Here is a 15,649-nt window from a genome sequence, read left to right on the forward strand (position 1 = left end):
CTGCGATTGGAGGGGGATTTTCCTCGCGGCAGGCCGGGGGCGGGAACCCACAATATATCGAATGGACGATTTCAGTTTCCGGATAGGTCGGGCATGATGGTTTCATTCCCCGAGAGTCCCGGCATGGAAGGACAGGCGCGTTGGCCCGGCAGTACGACCTCGACCTCCTGCGCTATCTCCACGTGCTGGTCGAGGAGCAGAGCGTATCCGCCGCCGCCCGGCGGATGAACGTCAGCGAACCGACCATGAGCCGTCAGCTGGGCAAGCTGCGCGAGACGTTCGGCGACCCGATCCTGGTCCAGTCAGGCCGCCGGATGGTGGCGACGTCGTATGCCACGCGCATCCGCGAACGGGTCCAGAGGCTGGTGCACGACGCCGACCGCCTGCACGAAGACCGCGAAACGCTCGATTTCACGAACCTGTCGCCGCGTTTCACCATTCGGGCGAACGATCTGTTCGTCGGTGCGTTCGCCGCCGAACTGACCAACCTGCTGCGGGCCGATTGCCCCAACTGCGATGTCCGCTTCGCGCCGGAAAACGACGAACATGTCGGCGATTCCCTGCGCGGCGAGACGATCGACCTGTATATCGGCGCGACCGACGAGATGCGGCCGGAAATCCGGCGCCAGACCCTGTTCGCGATGTCGATCCGCGGGCTGGTCCGGCGCGGTCATCCCATCCTGTCCGAAGGGGTCACGCCCGAAAGCCTGGTGCGCTACGACCATATCGGCATCTCGCGCAGGGGGGTGAGGAACGGCCCGATCGACGCGATCCTGGAGGAGCAGTACGGCCTGCGGCGTCGGGTCGTCCTGGTGGTGCCGACCTACTACGCGATGATCGAGAGCATCCGCGAGACCGACATGATCCTGCCGCTGCCGGATATCGTGATCGACCGCCTGCCGGTAAAACTCATCCGGCTGGTGCCGTTCGACTTTCCCTTCGTTCTGCACCCTGTCGAGGCGTTCCAGGCCTGGCATCCCCGCCGGGACGCCGACCCGGTGCATCGCTGGCTGCGGGAGGCCGTCTTCCGCGTGACCCGCAGCAAGGCCCGCAACACGGCCCGGCGAAAGGCCTGGGCGCGCGGCACCGGCGACTAGGGCGGGTCGTCTTCAGGGGCTGGTGCGCGCGTGGAAGATCCGGCCGATGGCGTTGAGCAGGATCTGCGCCGCCAGGATCGCGGTGACGCCGCTATGGTCGTAATCGGGCGCGACCTCGACCAGGTCGATGCCGACGATGTCGCCCTGCCGCGCCAGCCCCGCGATCAGGTCCAGCACGTCGTAATAGGCGAATCCGCCATGGCTGGGCGTGCCGGTGCCCGGTGCGATCGACGGATCGAACCCGTCGATGTCCAGCGTCAGGTAATAGCGCACGCCGCGCGGAATGCGGGCCAGCACGGCCTCGGCCCCCAGGGCGCGGACCTGGCGGACCGACAGGATGTCCGACCCCATCGCCCGGGCCGCGTCGTATCCTTCCCGCGCGGTAGAAGACACGTTGCGGATGCCAAGCTGCGTCAGGCCGGTGACCCATGGCTTCTCGGCGGCGCGGCGCATCGGGTTGCCGTGGCCGTACCGCACGCCGTGCCGTTCGTCGACAAAATCCAGATGCGCGTCGATCTGCACCAGATGCACCGGTTCCTGTTCGGAAAAGGCGTTGATGCAGGGGATGTTGATCGAATGATCGCCGCCCAGCACCACCGGCAGCGCCCCGGATTTCAGGATGGCCCGCACGCCATGCTCGATCGCCGCGTGGCTGGCCATGGTGTCGGTATGGACGATGTCGGCGTCGCCCAGATCGACGATCCGCACTCCGTCCAGATAGGTCGCGTCGTCCTCGTGATCGTAGGCGCCGGCATGGCCGAAAGCGAACAGGGTCGAGGCCTCGCGGATCGCCCGGGGGCCGAAGCGGGCGCCGGCGCGCCACTGGGTGCCGAAATCGAACGGCGCGCCCAGGATGGCGACATCCGCGTCGATCGCCGACCAGTCCGGCAGATAGGGGCTTTTGGCAAAGGTGGAGATCCCGACGAAAGGAAGGTTCAGCCGCCCCCCTTCATATCCATGCGTGCTCATCGTGCGATCTTTCCTGGGTGACCCGCCGGGTCGATTCGGCAGGGGAACAGTGGCAGGCCGGACCATCCCCGGCAAGCGACGGGCCCCGCATGCTACGGGCACCGGCCGTCAGGGCCGCAGCCAGGCCGCTGAGGCTGCCGGTCGTATAGACCACGTCGCACATCCGGCCGTCCTGCTGCAGAAGCGCCAGCATCGTGCGGCGATACAGGCAGCCCTCGGGGTAGGCGACCAGCATGACGGCGCCGTCCGGCGCCCACCCACATCACGGCTTCGCGCCAGCTTGCCATGGCGCCGTCCGGCAGGTGCGACGGCGTCATCGCCAGGGCGATGTCCAGGCTGCCCGCCCGCACGTCGCGCAGCAGATTGACCGACAGGTCGGACACGATCTCGACATGGCCGGGCAGGTCGTGTCCCTCCTCCAGCCCTGTCAGCACATGCGGCAGGAAATGATCGGCGAAGTCGGTGGGAAACCCGATCCTAATTCGTGCGCCCGCGCCGTGCGCGACCAGGCGGTGCAGCATGTCGTCATGCAGCGCCAGGATGCGCCGCGCATAGCCAAGGCAGATTTCCCCGGCCTCGGTCAGGCGGGGCGTGCCTCCGTCGCGTTCCAGCAGCGCCACGCCCAGCAGGTCCTGCAAGCGGCGGATCTGCAGGCTGACGGCGGGCTGCGTGCGGCCCAGCCGTTCGCCCGCGCGGGTGTAGCCGCCCAGATCCACGACGGTCACCAGCGCGCGCAGCAGATCTGTGGGAATGGTCCGCATGGGCGGACTGTAGGGCCGCTGCCGTCGCGCCCGCAATTGCATCATTGCGGATCGTTATGGGCCATCAGCAATCCTGATTTCCGCGCGTCGTCACGGTTCCGTAAGGTTCGCCGCGTCGCAACGCGGGAGGCAGGCATGAGTGACGACATGGTGCAGGTCACACAATGGCATAACGGCGAACCGGCCCGGTCGCCGTTTTCGGCACAGGAAATGGCGCGCCAAGGGCGCGCGGCGGGTGGGGATCGAATTCGATCATGTCCCGCTGGAACTGCTGCGCCTGCTCGAGGCCGCGTTTCCCGACGTGACCTTCGTCGACGTCGCCGAGGCGACGATGTGGATGCGCACCATCAAGTCGGTCGAGGAGCACGCCCTGATCCGTCATGGCGCGCGCATCGCCAACGTGGGCGGCCGCGCGGTGATGGACGCCGTGCGGGCGGGGACGGCGGAACATGAGGTTGCCATCGCCGGGACCGACGCGATGATCCGCGATATCGCCGCCACCTTTCCCGATGTGGAACTGCGCGACAGTTGGACCTGGTTCCAGTCCGGCATCAACACCGACGGAGCCCACAATCCGGTGACCAACCGCGTGGTGCGGGCCGGCGACATCCTGTCGCTGAACTGCTTCCCGATGATCCATGGCTATTACACGGCGCTGGAACGCACGCTGTTCTGCGGACATGCGTCGGATGCGCATCTGGACCTGTGGGAAAAGAACTGCGCCGTCATGCGGGCCGGCAGCGCGCTGATCGGTCCGGGCCGTACCTGTGCCGAGATCGCCGTCGAACTGAACGAGATCTATCGGTCCTGGCAATTGTTGCGCTTCCGTTCGTTCGGCTATGGCCATTCCTTCGGCGTGCTGTCACATTATTACGGTCGCGAAGCGGCTGTGGAACTGCGCGAGGATGTGCACACGGTGCTGGAACCCGGAATGGTCGTGTCCATGGAACCCATGATCATGATCCCCGAAGGCCATCCCGGCGCCGGCGGCTACCGCGAGCACGACATCTTCATCATTACCGAGACCGGAGCCGAGAACATCACCAACTTCCCTTACGGCCCCGAACACATGATCGTCGGCCGATGACGGCGGCGACGGCCGCCGGTCCGCGCGGCGCGGCCTCCGGGCAGGATCCCGCGGCATCGTCCGCGCCGTTCGGGGCGGTGGCCGTCGGCTGTTCCATCGGCACCTTCATCGAATGGTTCGACTACGCCTCGTACGGCTATCTGGCCGAGACGATCGCCCGGGTGTTCTTCCCCTCCACCGACGGACACGCCGGGCTGATGGCGACCTATGCCGTCTTCGCCCTGTCCTTCGTGCTGCGGCCGGTGGGCGGCGTGCTGTGGGGGCACGTGGGCGACCGGCTGGGCCGGCGTGTCGCCCTGAGCCTGTCGATCGGCACCATGTCGGTGGCGACGGTTCTGATCGCACTGGTGCCCGGCTACGCGCGCATCGGGGTGGCGGCGCCCATCGCGCTGCTGCTGTTGCGGATGACGCAGGGGTTTTCGTCCTCGGGCGAGTATGCCGGCGCGTCGACCATCCTGATGGAGCACGCGCCGCCGGGGCGGCGGGGCCTGGCCACCGCCCTGGTTCCGGCCAGCGAGGCGCTGGGCCTGCTGGCCGGGGCGCTGATGGTCGCGGCGCTGTCGGGCGGGTTGACGGACGCGCAGATGCAGGACTGGGGCTGGCGCATCCCGTTCCTGTTCGGCGCGCCGTTCGGGCTGATCGGCTGGCTGTTCCGCGCCCGGCTGGACGAAACGCTGCACAGCGTTGCCGAGGCCGAGCGCCAGGACGCGCCGATCCTGGTCCTGCTGCGCGACTACCGGCCGCAACTGCTGCTGGGCCTGGGGATTTCCGCGCTGGATGCGATCGGGTTCTATTTCATCCTGAATTTCATGCCGGTTTTCATCTCGACCGCCGGCGTGTTGTCCAGCCATGTGGCGACGGTGGTCCAGACGGTGCTGCTGGCGGCCTTCATTCCGACGGTCTTCGCCATGGGCGTCCTGTCCGACCGGATCGGACGACGGCCGATGCTGCTGGTGGCCTCGCTTCTGTTCGTAGTGCTGACCATACCGCTGCTCTGGCTGCTGGGACACAGCAGCTTCCTGGGCGTCGTCGCCATCGAACTGGCGTTCGGCGGCATGCTGGCGATCAATGACGGCACGCTGCCGGGCTTCCTGACCGAACTGTTTCCCGGTCATGCGCGCTACAGCGGCTTCGCCCTGGTCTTCAACATCGCCAATGCGGCGCTGGGGGGCACCGCGCCGTTCGTGATGACGTGGATCATGCATGTCACGGGCTCGCAGGTCGTACCGGGGGGCTGGCTGGTGAGCGTGGCGGCGGTGGCGCTGGCCTGCACGTTGCTCAGCCGGCGGTTCGCCGCCGTCCGCTGACCGGCGTTTCCGGTGTCGGAAAAGCGGTGGCCGGATCTGGAAATCCTTGCAGGGACGGTGCGTTGTTGCTTATCGTCGAGCACATGGAATTCCCTGTCGCACGCAAGGTCTGGATGGGTCGCATGCGGCAGGTGGGCGGGCGCAAGCCCATGGCGTGGTGGCCGCCGCCGGGCCGGTAGGATCGTTCTTCCTCACCCGTACCGCCACACCATTCCGAACGGACATTCCGTCATGTCATCCTTCGTCTTCACCGTGGGGGCCGACGCGCTTGCGCTGCGCTGGCCCGACGGCAGCGCTTCCACGTGCCCCTATGTCTGGCTGCGCGATAACTGTCCCTCTGTCCTGCATCCCCTGACGCGGGAGAGGATGTTCGACCTGCTGTCCATCCCGGCCGATCCCCGCCCGCGCCATGTCGCCGTGGCCGACGGTCAACTGGTCGTCACCTGGGCGGATGAGGAGCATGTCAGCCGCTTCCCGCTGGACTGGCTGGCCCGGCACCGGCCCGGCGTGCGCCCGGCCGATCCGGCGGACATTCCCCGCGTGCCGTGGGAGGGGGATTTCCGGATTCCGCGTCACGATGCGGCGGCCATCCTGTCCGATGACGGGGCGCTGGCGGCGTGGATGACCGACCTTGCCCGCTCGGGCCTGGCGATCGTCGGCGGTGTCGCGGACAAGGTCGGGGCCGGAACCGCCCTGGCCGAGCGGATCGGCTTTCTGCGCCGCACGAATTTCGGCACCACGTTCGAGGTCGTCAGCCGTCCCGACCCGAACAATCTGGCCTATACGGCCGAGCATCTGCCGCTGCATACCGACCTGCCGAACCAGGAAATCCCGCCCGGCTTCCAGTTCCTGCATTGCCTGGCCAACGCGGCGGAGGGCGGCGAGTCGACGTTCGCCGACGGCGTGGCCATCGCCGAGGACCTGCGCGCGGCCGACCCGGATGCGTTCCGGTTGCTGTGCGCCGTGCCGATCCCGTTTCGCTTTCACGATGGCGAGGCCGATATCGCCATCCATCGTCCGGTCCTGACGCTGGACGATGCGGGGCGGATCCACGAAATCCGCTATAACGCGCATATCGCCGGCACCTTCGACATGCCGGCGCAGATCATGACGGACTATTACCGGGCCTATCGCGCCTTCATGACCCGCACCCGGCAGGATCGTTTCGTGCTGTCGCTGAAGCTGGCGCCGGGGGACATGGTGGCGTTCGACAATCGCCGGGCCCTGCACGGGCGGGGGCGCTTTTACCCCAACACCGGCTTTCGCCACCTGCACGGATGCTATGTCGATCGGGGCGAGTTCGAAAGCCGCCTGAGGCTGCTGGCGCGCGACCGGCCCGCCTGACCGGACGAACCGGGGGCATCGCTGCGCGTTGGCGCGATGCCGCCCCATGCCGGGCGGCATCCCAGCGGGGCGGTATCCCCGGCGGAGGGCAGCATGACGTGGTCAATCCCGTTGGGTCGCGTGTACGGCACGGAGGTGCGCGTGCATGTGACGTTCCTGCTCCTGCTGCTATGGATCGCCGTCATCGATGCGGGGCAGGGCGGCCTGCCGGCGGCGGGGCGGGGCGTGTTGTTCGTGCTGCTGGTGTTCGTCTGCATCGTCCTGCACGAATTCGGCCATGTATTGGCCGCGCGGCGTTTCGGCGTGACGACGCCGGACATCACCCTGCTGCCCATCGGCGGTGTCGCGCGCCTGTCGCGCATTCCCGAACAGCCGGGCCAGGAACTGGTCATCGCCCTGGCGGGGCCGGCGGTGACCCTGGTCATCGCGGTGGCGCTGTTCGCCGTGACCGGGACGCGCCCGACCCTGGTGACCGTCGATCCCGGTGGGTCGCTGGTCGGCATGATGGCCCGGTTGGCCTCGGTCAATCTGTTCCTGCTGCTGTTCAACCTAATTCCGGCGTTTCCCATGGATGGCGGGCGTGCGTTGCGAGCGCTGCTGGGCTACCGACTGGGGTTCGTGCAGGCGACCCAGATTGCGGCTTCGGTCGGGCAGGGGTTTGCGTTTCTGCTGGGGTTCCTGGGGCTGATCGCCAACCCGATCCTGCTGTTCATTGCCCTGTTCGTCTATCTGGGCGCCGCCGCCGAGGCCCATACCGTCCAGCTTCGCCAGGTGGCGCAGGGCATGATCGTGGGGGACTCGATGATGACGCGCTTCGAGACCCTGCCGCTGGACGCCGGCCTGGACGACGCGGTGCGGGCGCTGATCCGTACGGCCCAGCGTATCTTTCCTGTGGTCGACGGGACGGGACGGCTGCAAGGCGTCCTGTCCCAGTCGGCGCTGGTCCAGCGGGCGCAGGCGGGTGGTCCCGACGTCGTGGTGGCCGACCTGATGACGCGGGGCATTCCCGCCGTCCATCCCTACCAGCCGCTGGGTGACGCCCTGCGCCTGTTGCAGGACGGCAGCCTGCCGGCGGTGGCGGTGACCGACGCGGCCGACCGCCTGGTGGGCCTGGTCACGTCGGAGACGATCGGCGAGGTCATGCTGACCCACGGCGTCCGTTCGTCCCGGGCCGCCGGGGCGGGGCGTCAATCTGGCAGGACGCGCGACGCCGCGTGAAAGCCGGCCCAGGGATCGGAGGCGCGGCGCGCCAGCCTGCCCGGTGTCGTCATGATCGTGAAATCGCCGGGGGTCGCGCCCGCCGCCAGGTCCGACCATGACAGCGGCATGGACACCTGTGCCCCGGGCCGCGCGCGGGGCGAATAGGGGGCGACGGCGGTCGCCGTGCGCTGATTGCGCAGATAGTCGATCAGAATCCGGCCGTGTCGCCGGGCCTTGCTGATGGTCGAGACATAAATTTCCGGCTGGTCATGGGCCATCGCGTCGGCCAGCGCACGCGCGAACGTCCGCACGGCCGCCCAGTCTGCGTGAGGGCGAAGCGGTGTGACCACATGCAGCCCCCGGCCGCCGGACGTCTTGACGAACGCCGCCAGGCCGGCGCGCTCCAGCCGGTCGCGGACTTCGATCGCCGCGTCGCATATGGCGGTCCAGCCCACGTCGTCGCCGGGGTCGAGGTCCATCACGATCCGGTCCGGATGCTCCAGATCCGCCAGGGGTGCGTTCCAGACATGAATCTCCAGGGCCGCCGAATGGATCAGATCCACCAGCCCGTCGAGGTCGTGGATCGCGATCAGGGGGCGGTCGGGCCGGCCGTCGGGGTCGATGGCCGGATGGATATGCGGGCGCATGCCCTTCCAGGGATGGCGCTGGAAGAACGACTCGCCGTTTACACCCTCGGGGCAGCGCAACACCGTCAGGGGCCGGTCGGTCACATGGGGTTCCATCCAGCGCCAGACCGCGCGGCCGTATTCCGCAAGGTCGCCTTTCGTGACCCGCTCGTCGGGCCAGTAAAGGCGATCGGCGTGCGTGTTGTCGGGCATGTCGGCCTCCTCCCGATGGCGGTTCCATCGCCCCGGCCGGGGCCGGCTACGGCGTCAGGACGGGCATCTTCTGGTCTACGCCCGCGACCTCGACACGGTTCCGCCCGTTTCTCTTGGCGTGGTACAGGGCCACGTCGGCCGCCTTCAGCAGGTTTTCATAGTCCGGATGGCCGGAATAGAGGGCGCCGCCGATCGACACCGTCACCTGGGCCACGCCGCCGTCGGGCAGGCTGACCGGGGTCTCCTCGATCAGCCGGCGCAGGCGTTCGGCGGTCTGGATCATCTGCGGCTGGTCGGTGTCGCCCAGGATCATCAGGAATTCCTCGCCGCCATAGCGGAAGAGCATGTCGCTCAACCGCCCGGCTTCCTCCAGCGTGTGGGCAACCGCCCGCAGCACGGAATCGCCGGCGGCATGCCCGTGGGTGTCGTTGACACGCTTGAAATGATCGACGTCGATGAACAGCACGCTCAACGGACGGCCGGTCTGGGTGGCGACGCGCAGTTCGTAGGCCATGACCGACGGCAGGAAGCGGCGATTCATCGCGCGGGTCAGCGGGTCCTCGACGTCGCTGCTGCTGCGGCTGTTGCGGAACATGACCTCGAGACTGTTCAGGATCTCGGTCACGCCGACATGCAGGGCCGCCAGGCTGGCCGAGGTATCCCGCCCGGCCTGGATGTCGTCGGAAATCGCCGGCAGCAATTGTTCGTCGACCCGGGCGATCAGGTTCGTCATATGGGCGACGACGTCCGTGCCCTCGAACAGCAGCCCCACCTTGTACGTCACCCACAGCCCGAATGCCGAGCGCGAGAGACTCATCGACGCAAGGTCGTCCGGCGTCTTCGCGACGTAGATGGAGCGCAGGACATTGTAGCTCCAGGCCATCAGGGTGGCCTTCTGGGCCTCGCCCTCGCGCGGCAGGTCCTGATTCATGGCGAACAGCCGGTATGCCGTGTCGGTCGAACTCGCGCGCTCCCGATGGCGCCAGTAGGACAACGAGATCACGCCCTGCGCCGCCGACAGCGCGTTCGCCACATAGATGACGGCGTCGGTAAGCTGGTCGTGCGGCAATTCTTCCTTGCCCAGTTGCTGGATCAGCTTGCGCTGGATCAGCGAAATACCTTCGCAGACCAGATGAAGCGGGATCGCTGCGCGGGCGTGATAGCGGCCGATATGGCGCTGGGCTTCGATCAGATGAGTCGGGTTCTGCGGCGTGGCGGAAAACAGGTCGGCCAGCCAGCGGGCCAGGGTGCCGCGCAACCGGTTTGTCGTCTCGGCATCCGCAAGGAAACGCTTCGCCTGGGGATGGGCGGAAAAATGATCGTAGAACGCCGCGACCAGCAAGGGACTCAACTGGTCGATCATCGCATGGACCCGTTGGCGCGTATCGTCCGACACTTCCGCGACGACATCCTTCAACTCGGCGTCGCCCTCATGGAGAGAGAGTGTCATGCTGGGCTCCGATCATCCATATCCCGCGGATAAAACGGTCTGGGACAGTGGGGAAATCCGTGTAAAGACCGAAGGGACACCATGTATTCCTGATCCGTCGGCGCGCCGGGGGCACCATTTTACATTGGGGGACGATATCCGATGACCCGTCTCAAATAACTCTAGAGAGAATTCTGTCGTATGTCAGGTCTTGATTTGAATATGTGAATTGCCGTCCGAAGACCCGGCGGAATTCCGGATCGCCGCCGATACGTCCCTTGCGTCATATCGGAACCGGTAGGAAAGTCCCCCCTCGTCGACCGGGGGCGCGCGGATGCGCCGGCTCGGGACCAATCCGGGGGAAAGTGATCGTTGACGCAGGAAGTGGGGCACCCGGACGGGTGGATCGACCGCTATTTTCACGTGACGCGACGGGGGTCCACCCTGGGGCGGGAACTGGTCGCTGGGCTGACCACGTTCGGGGCCATGGCGTATATCATGATCGTCAATCCGGCGATCATGGCGCTGGCGGGCCTGGGGCGGCACGACATGATCATGACCACGATCGCCGCCGCGGTCTGCGGGTCGCTGCTGATGGCGCTGATGGCGAACCTGCCGATCGCGCTCGCCCCGGCCATGAGCAGCAATCTGGTCTTCGCCCAGATCGTGGTGGCGCAGATGGGGATCGCGCCGTCCGTCGCCTTCACCATGGTCCTGATCGGCGGGGTCGCCTTCGTCGGCCTGTCGCTGACACATTGGCGGCAACGGATCGTGCTGGGCTTCCCGGCCCCGGTGCGCAACGGCATCCATTGCGCGATCGGCGCCTTCATCGCCCATATCGGAATGGTCAGCGGCGGGCTGGCGGTCAAGGGGGGGCAGGGGTTCAGCTTTGGGTCGCTGCGTGATCCGGCGGTGCTGCTGTGCCTGGGCGGCGTCGTCCTGGCGGCGGCGCTGCAGATGCTGCGCATACCCGCCGGCATGCTGGTGTCGATCGTGGTGCTGACCGTCGCCGGATGCTTCGTCCGGACGGCGGACGGCGCCACGGTCACGCATCTGCCGTCAAGCTGTCTGGAATGGCCGCACTATCCGACCGGCATGCTGCTGTCCTTCGACTTTCACGGCTTCCTGTCGCATATCGGCCTTGTCCTGCCGGTGACGATGTATTTTTTCCTGGGTGATTTCTTCGACGCAACGGGAACGATGATGGCCATCACCCGGCGGGCCGGCCTGACGGTCGAGGACGGTCAGCCGGTGCTGGGCCGCGCGGCCTTCGCGGCCGACGGGGCGGCCAGCGTCATCGGATCGGTCCTGGGGACGTCCACCGTGTCGGCCTATCTGGAATCGCTGGTGGGGGTCGAGGCCGGAGGGCGCACCGGGCTGGTCGGGGTCACGGTGGCGGCGCTGTTCCTGCTGTCGTCCTTCCTGTGGCCCATCATCACCGCCGTGCCGGCGGTCGCCACCGCGCCGGTGCTGATCCTGGTCGGGCTGGGCATGCTGTCGGACATGGGGCGGATGGACCTGTCCGAGTCCGGCGGGCTGCTGGCGCCGCTGCTGATGATCCTGATCACGGTCATGACCGGCAATTTCATGGTCAGCCTGGCGCTGGGGTTGCTGCTGTATACGGCGCTGGCCATCGCGGGGCGCCGCTGGGCGGACCTGACGCCCATCCTGCTGTTTCTCGACGCGGTATTCGTCGTTTATCTGGCGCTGGCCAGCGGCATGGGGGAGGCATGATCTTGCGGCGCGGACTGGCCCTGTGGGGCCTTCTGCTGGCGGTGGCTTCGGTGCCGGATGGCAGGGCCCGCGCGGCGGACTGGCCCGACACCGCGGCGTCGCGGGTGGAACTCCATGCCCTGATCGACACGCTGGACGACCGGCTGCTGCACCAGCCCAGCGCCACCCTGACGCTGGAGGAGTGGTGCCGCACGCACAATCTGGCACCTGTCGCCCATGTCGTGGCGCATCGCGTCCCAGGCGTGGAGAAGGCGCCGACGCCGATCCAGCGGCAGGCCCTGGATGTCGATGCGCACGAGCATGTCCGCTATCGCCGGGTGGACCTGTCCTGCGGCGACAGGGTGCTGTCGGTCGCCGACAATTGGTACGTGCCCGGCCGCCTGACGCCGGAGATGAACGCGGCGCTTGATCACAGCGACATCGCCTTCGGCCACGCCGTGGCGGCGCTGCACTTCACGCGGCGCACGCTGGAAAGCACGCGCCTGTGGTCGCCTCAAGGGCAGCCATCCACCACGGGGGTGATCCGGCTGCCGGCCGCAATCCTGCGGCATCGCGCAGTCCTGTATCGGCAGGACGGCATTCCGTTCAGCGAGGTGGTGGAGACCTATACCGGCGCGATGCTGGACTTCCCGCTGCCATCGCGCTGACATCCGATCTTCCCCGCCCCTGCAGAAGGACGACCCCGCCATGACCGGCCCGACCCTGGATTTGCGCGACCCCGGCCTGCCGGCCGGCGCGGTCCGCGATGCGCTGGCGCTGTGCCCGCACCCCGAGGGCGGCTGGTATCGCGAGCTGTGGCGCGACAGCCCGCCCGGCGGCGGGCGCGGGGCCGCCACGACCATCCAGTTTCTGCTGGCCGAGGGCGAACGGTCGCACTGGCACCGGGTCGACGCCGCCGAGATCTGGTGCTGGCAGGGCGGCGCCCCGCTGAGCCTGCGAATCGCGGATGAGGCGGGTGTGGAGCACGTGATCGTCCTGGGGCCGCGTCCCGAGGCGGGAGAGGTGCTTCAGGTCGTCGTCCCGGCTCACGCGTGGCAGGCGGCGGAGAGTCTGGGGGCCTGGAGCCTGGTCGGTTGCATCGTGGCCCCCGCGTTCCTGTTCGAGAATTTCGAACTGGCGCCCCCCGGCTGGGCGCCCGGATCGTGACCGGCGTGGTGGGCGAGCCCGACTGGCTGGTCTGGGCGCGCGAGATCCAGGCCATCGCCCAGACCGGCCTGACCTTCACGCGCGATCCCTACGACCGGGAACGCTACGAGATGCTGCGCGGCCTGGCCGCCCGCATGCTGGCCGCGCGGACCGGCACCCCGGCGGCGCGGATCGAAACCCTGTTCGCCGGCGAATCCGGATACGCGACGCCCAAGATCGACGTGCGGGCCGCGGTGTTCGACGAGCGGCGGCGCATCCTGATGGTGCGCGAGGTTCTGGATGGCGGGCGCTGGACGCTGCCCGGCGGCTGGGCGGACGTGAACATCACCCCGGCGGACAGCGCGGTGAAGGAAGTGCGCGAGGAAAGCGGCTACGAGGTTCGCGTGCGCAAGCTGGCGGCAGTGTGGGACCGGACGCGGCAGGGGCATCCGGCGCAGGTCTTTTCCTGCGCCAAGCTGTTCTATCTATGCGACCTTATGGGGGGCGCTGCCGCGACCAGCCTGGAGACGTCCGAGGTCGGCTGGTTCGCCGAGGACGAGATCCCGGCGGACCTGTCGCTGGGCCGGGTATTGCCAGCGCAGGTCCGCCGCATGTTCGCCCATGCCCACGCGCCGGCCCTGCCAACCGATTTCGAATGAGGTGCCGGCCCGATCCGCGCGGGTCAGGCCATTGAAATCGTGGCTTTCGTGACACATATCCATCCGACGGTTTTTTGCGGAATGGAGAGACGTCTACATGGTCGATCAGGTTACGGGGCAGGACGGCGCGGCCCCGGCGGGAGAGGAACATGCGTTCAGCGCGGAGGTCGGGCGGCTGCTCGACCTCGTGGTCCATGCCCTGTATTCCGAACGCGAGATCTTCCTGCGCGAACTGGTCGCCAACGCGGCCGACGCGACGGACCGCCGCCGGTTCGAGGCGCTGACCGACGCCGCCCGTACCCTGCCCGAGGACGCCAAGGTCCGCATCGATCCTGACAAGGACGCCCGCCGCCTGACCATCAGCGACGATGGCGCGGGCATGAGCAAGGACGAGCTGGCCCGCAATCTGGGCACCATTGCGCGCTCCGGCACCCGGGCGTTCGGCCAGGAACTGGAAAAGCAGAAGCCCGAGGACCTGCCCAAGGACCGGCCGAGCCTGATCGGGCAGTTCGGTGTCGGCTTCTATGCCGCCTTCATGGTGGCCGATCATGTCGATGTCGTGTCGCGCCGCGCGGGCAGCGACGAGGCCTGGCGGTGGTCGTCGGACGGCAAGGGGGGCTTTACCCTCAGCCCCGCGACGCGCGAGCGGCCGGGCACCGACATCATCCTGCATATCAAGGAGGATGCGGACGAATTCCTCGATGCCTGGCGCCTGGAAGCGATCGTGCGCAAATGGGCCGATCATATCGTCTGGCCGATCACCATCCGACGCGACGGCGAGGATGCGCCCGCCAATGTGGGCACCGCCCTGTGGCGCAAGCCGCGTTCCGAGGTCACGGAAGACCAGCTGAACGACTTCTACCGGCACGTCAGCCATAATTTCGATACGCCGTGGGCGACGCTGCACTGGCACGCCGAAGGCACGATCGATTTCACTGCCCTGCTGTTCATCCCCGGCAGCCGCCCCTTCGAGTTCGGCGAGCAGGTGCGCGACAGCCGCGTGCGCCTGCATGTCCGGCGCATGTTCATCACCGACGACGCTGCCCTGTTGCCGTCGTGGCTGCGGTTCGTGCAGGGCGTGGTGGACACCGAGGACCTGCCCCTGAACGTCTCGCGCGAGATGCTTCAGGCCACCCCGGTCCTGGCCCGCATCCGCAAGGCCGTGACCAACCGCGTGCTGAACGAATTGCGCACCCGCGCGAAGGACGCCGAGTCCTATGCCGGCTTCTGGGAGAATTTCGGCCCGGTGCTGAAGGAAGGCGTCTGGGACGATGCGGAATATCGCACCGACCTGGCCGGCCTGGCGCGTTTCCGCTCCAGCGCGGTCGAGGGCTGGACGACGCTGGCCGAGTACGTGTCGCGCCTGAAGGACGGGCAGGAGGCGATCTATTACCTGACCGGCGACAATCCCGACACGCTGCCGGCCTCGCCGCAGTTGGAAGGCTTCCGCGCGCGCGGGATCGAGGTGCTGCTGCTGTCCGATCCGGTGGATTCCTTCTGGCCGGAACGCCTGGGCACGTTCGAGGGCAAGGCGCTGCGCAGCGTCAGCCAGGGCCATGCCGACCTCGAGAAATTCGCGACCGCCGAAGAGGAAACGGGGCCGCGCGCCGATCTGGACGTCCTGCTGCCGGCGCTGAAGACGGCGCTGGGGGAAGCGGTGTCCGACGTGCGCGGAACGAACCGTCTGGTCGGCAGCGCCGTTGTGCTGTCGGCGGCGGGGCAGGGGCCTGACCTGCAGCTTCAGCGTCTGCTGCGGCGCAGCGGGCAGGCGGTGCCCGACCTGGCACCCGTGCTGGAAGTCAACGCCACCCATCCGCTGGTCCGCGACCTGGCCGAGCGTGTGGCACGCGGCGAATCGGTGCGCGATATCGCACTGATCCTGCTGGACATCGCCCGCATCCAGGATGGCGAAAGCCCGAAGGACCCGGCCGGGTTCGCCAGCCGCCTGACGGCCACCCTGACGCGCGCGGCGGACGTCGCCGCGTCCTGATCCGGCGGCTGCCCCCGCCGCATGGGCGGGGGCGGTGCGGGCCGCCGGACGTGGTTCGGACTTGAAACGTCGGGATGCCGGTGCTTCCTTGCGCCGCTTCCCTCCACT

At 67.9% G+C, this 15,649-nt stretch carries 14 protein-coding genes; 10 read left to right on the forward strand and 4 right to left on the reverse strand.

What is annotated here, in order from left to right:
- Positions 1 to 140 precede the first annotated feature (140 nt).
- Positions 141 to 1,097 (forward strand): LysR family transcriptional regulator, encoded by a 957-nt coding sequence (locus tag HLH34_RS06485; RefSeq protein ID WP_183118789.1) that lies wholly within the window; start codon positions 141 to 143, stop codon positions 1,095 to 1,097.
- Positions 1,098 to 1,109: 12 nt separating this feature from the next.
- Here HLH34_RS06485 and speB read toward each other — a convergent pair whose 3' ends face one another.
- Both speB and HLH34_RS06495 read right to left on the reverse strand, forming a co-directional pair.
- Positions 1,110 to 2,066, reverse strand: a complete 957-nt coding sequence (gene speB, locus HLH34_RS06490; RefSeq protein WP_183118790.1) for an agmatinase — start codon at positions 2,064 to 2,066, stop codon at positions 1,110 to 1,112.
- A 92-nt stretch (positions 2,067 to 2,158) separates the two neighbouring features.
- The gene (locus HLH34_RS06495) at positions 2,159 to 2,872 is read right to left on the reverse strand and encodes a LysR family transcriptional regulator (RefSeq protein WP_183118791.1); all 714 of its coding nucleotides are present in this window, start codon (positions 2,870 to 2,872) and stop codon (positions 2,159 to 2,161) included.
- A 190-nt stretch (positions 2,873 to 3,062) separates the two neighbouring features.
- Between HLH34_RS06495 and HLH34_RS06500 the strand changes: the two genes are divergently transcribed.
- The 4 genes from HLH34_RS06500 (at position 3,063) to HLH34_RS06515 (ending at position 7,783) form a co-directional block, all read left to right on the forward strand.
- Positions 3,063 to 3,914, forward strand: coding sequence for a M24 family metallopeptidase (locus HLH34_RS06500; RefSeq protein WP_342354500.1), 852 nt, complete (start codon positions 3,063 to 3,065; stop codon positions 3,912 to 3,914).
- Complete coding sequence (locus HLH34_RS06505) at positions 3,911 to 5,221, forward strand: MFS transporter (RefSeq protein WP_183118793.1); 1,311 nt, start codon at positions 3,911 to 3,913, stop codon at positions 5,219 to 5,221. Before HLH34_RS06500 ends, HLH34_RS06505 begins: the two co-directional genes overlap by 4 nt.
- A gap of 231 nt (positions 5,222 to 5,452) precedes the next feature.
- Positions 5,453 to 6,565, forward strand: coding sequence for a TauD/TfdA family dioxygenase (locus tag HLH34_RS06510; RefSeq protein WP_183118794.1), 1,113 nt, complete (start codon positions 5,453 to 5,455; stop codon positions 6,563 to 6,565).
- A 93-nt stretch (positions 6,566 to 6,658) separates the two neighbouring features.
- Positions 6,659 to 7,783, forward strand: coding sequence for a site-2 protease family protein (locus HLH34_RS06515; protein WP_183118795.1), 1,125 nt, complete (start codon positions 6,659 to 6,661; stop codon positions 7,781 to 7,783).
- Here HLH34_RS06515 and ligD read toward each other — a convergent pair.
- Together ligD and HLH34_RS06525 are read right to left on the reverse strand one after the other, a co-directional pair.
- Positions 7,753 to 8,604 (reverse strand): non-homologous end-joining DNA ligase, encoded by an 852-nt coding sequence (gene ligD, locus HLH34_RS06520; protein WP_183118796.1) that lies wholly within the window; start codon positions 8,602 to 8,604, stop codon positions 7,753 to 7,755. The genes HLH34_RS06515 and ligD overlap by 31 nt on opposite strands.
- Positions 8,605 to 8,650: 46 nt before the next feature.
- Complete coding sequence (locus HLH34_RS06525; protein ID WP_183118797.1) at positions 8,651 to 10,054, reverse strand: GGDEF domain-containing protein; 1,404 nt, start codon at positions 10,052 to 10,054, stop codon at positions 8,651 to 8,653.
- A gap of 351 nt (positions 10,055 to 10,405) precedes the next feature.
- Here HLH34_RS06525 and HLH34_RS06530 point away from each other — a divergent pair, with 351 nt between their 5' ends.
- The 5 genes from HLH34_RS06530 to htpG all read left to right on the forward strand — a co-directional run bounded on the left by HLH34_RS06530 (position 10,406) and on the right by htpG (position 15,541).
- Positions 10,406 to 11,767, forward strand: coding sequence for an NCS2 family permease (locus tag HLH34_RS06530; RefSeq protein ID WP_183118798.1), 1,362 nt, complete (start codon positions 10,406 to 10,408; stop codon positions 11,765 to 11,767).
- Positions 11,764 to 12,414, forward strand: a complete 651-nt coding sequence (locus HLH34_RS06535; protein ID WP_183118799.1) for a hypothetical protein — start codon at positions 11,764 to 11,766, stop codon at positions 12,412 to 12,414. Before HLH34_RS06530 ends, HLH34_RS06535 begins: the two co-directional genes overlap by 4 nt.
- Positions 12,415 to 12,454: 40 nt before the next feature.
- Positions 12,455 to 12,913 (forward strand): cupin domain-containing protein, encoded by a 459-nt coding sequence (locus tag HLH34_RS06540; protein ID WP_183118800.1) that lies wholly within the window; start codon positions 12,455 to 12,457, stop codon positions 12,911 to 12,913.
- Positions 12,914 to 12,921: 8 nt separating this feature from the next.
- Complete coding sequence (locus HLH34_RS06545) at positions 12,922 to 13,551, forward strand: NUDIX hydrolase (RefSeq protein WP_183119001.1); 630 nt, start codon at positions 12,922 to 12,924, stop codon at positions 13,549 to 13,551.
- Positions 13,552 to 13,648: 97 nt separating this feature from the next.
- Complete coding sequence (htpG, locus tag HLH34_RS06550) at positions 13,649 to 15,541, forward strand: molecular chaperone HtpG (RefSeq protein ID WP_183118801.1); 1,893 nt, start codon at positions 13,649 to 13,651, stop codon at positions 15,539 to 15,541.
- Positions 15,542 to 15,649 lie beyond the last annotated feature (108 nt).

Origin of the sequence: Gluconacetobacter azotocaptans, from assembly GCF_014174355.1 — a bacterium.
Classification (GTDB): Bacteria; Pseudomonadota; Alphaproteobacteria; order Acetobacterales; family Acetobacteraceae; genus Gluconacetobacter; species Gluconacetobacter azotocaptans.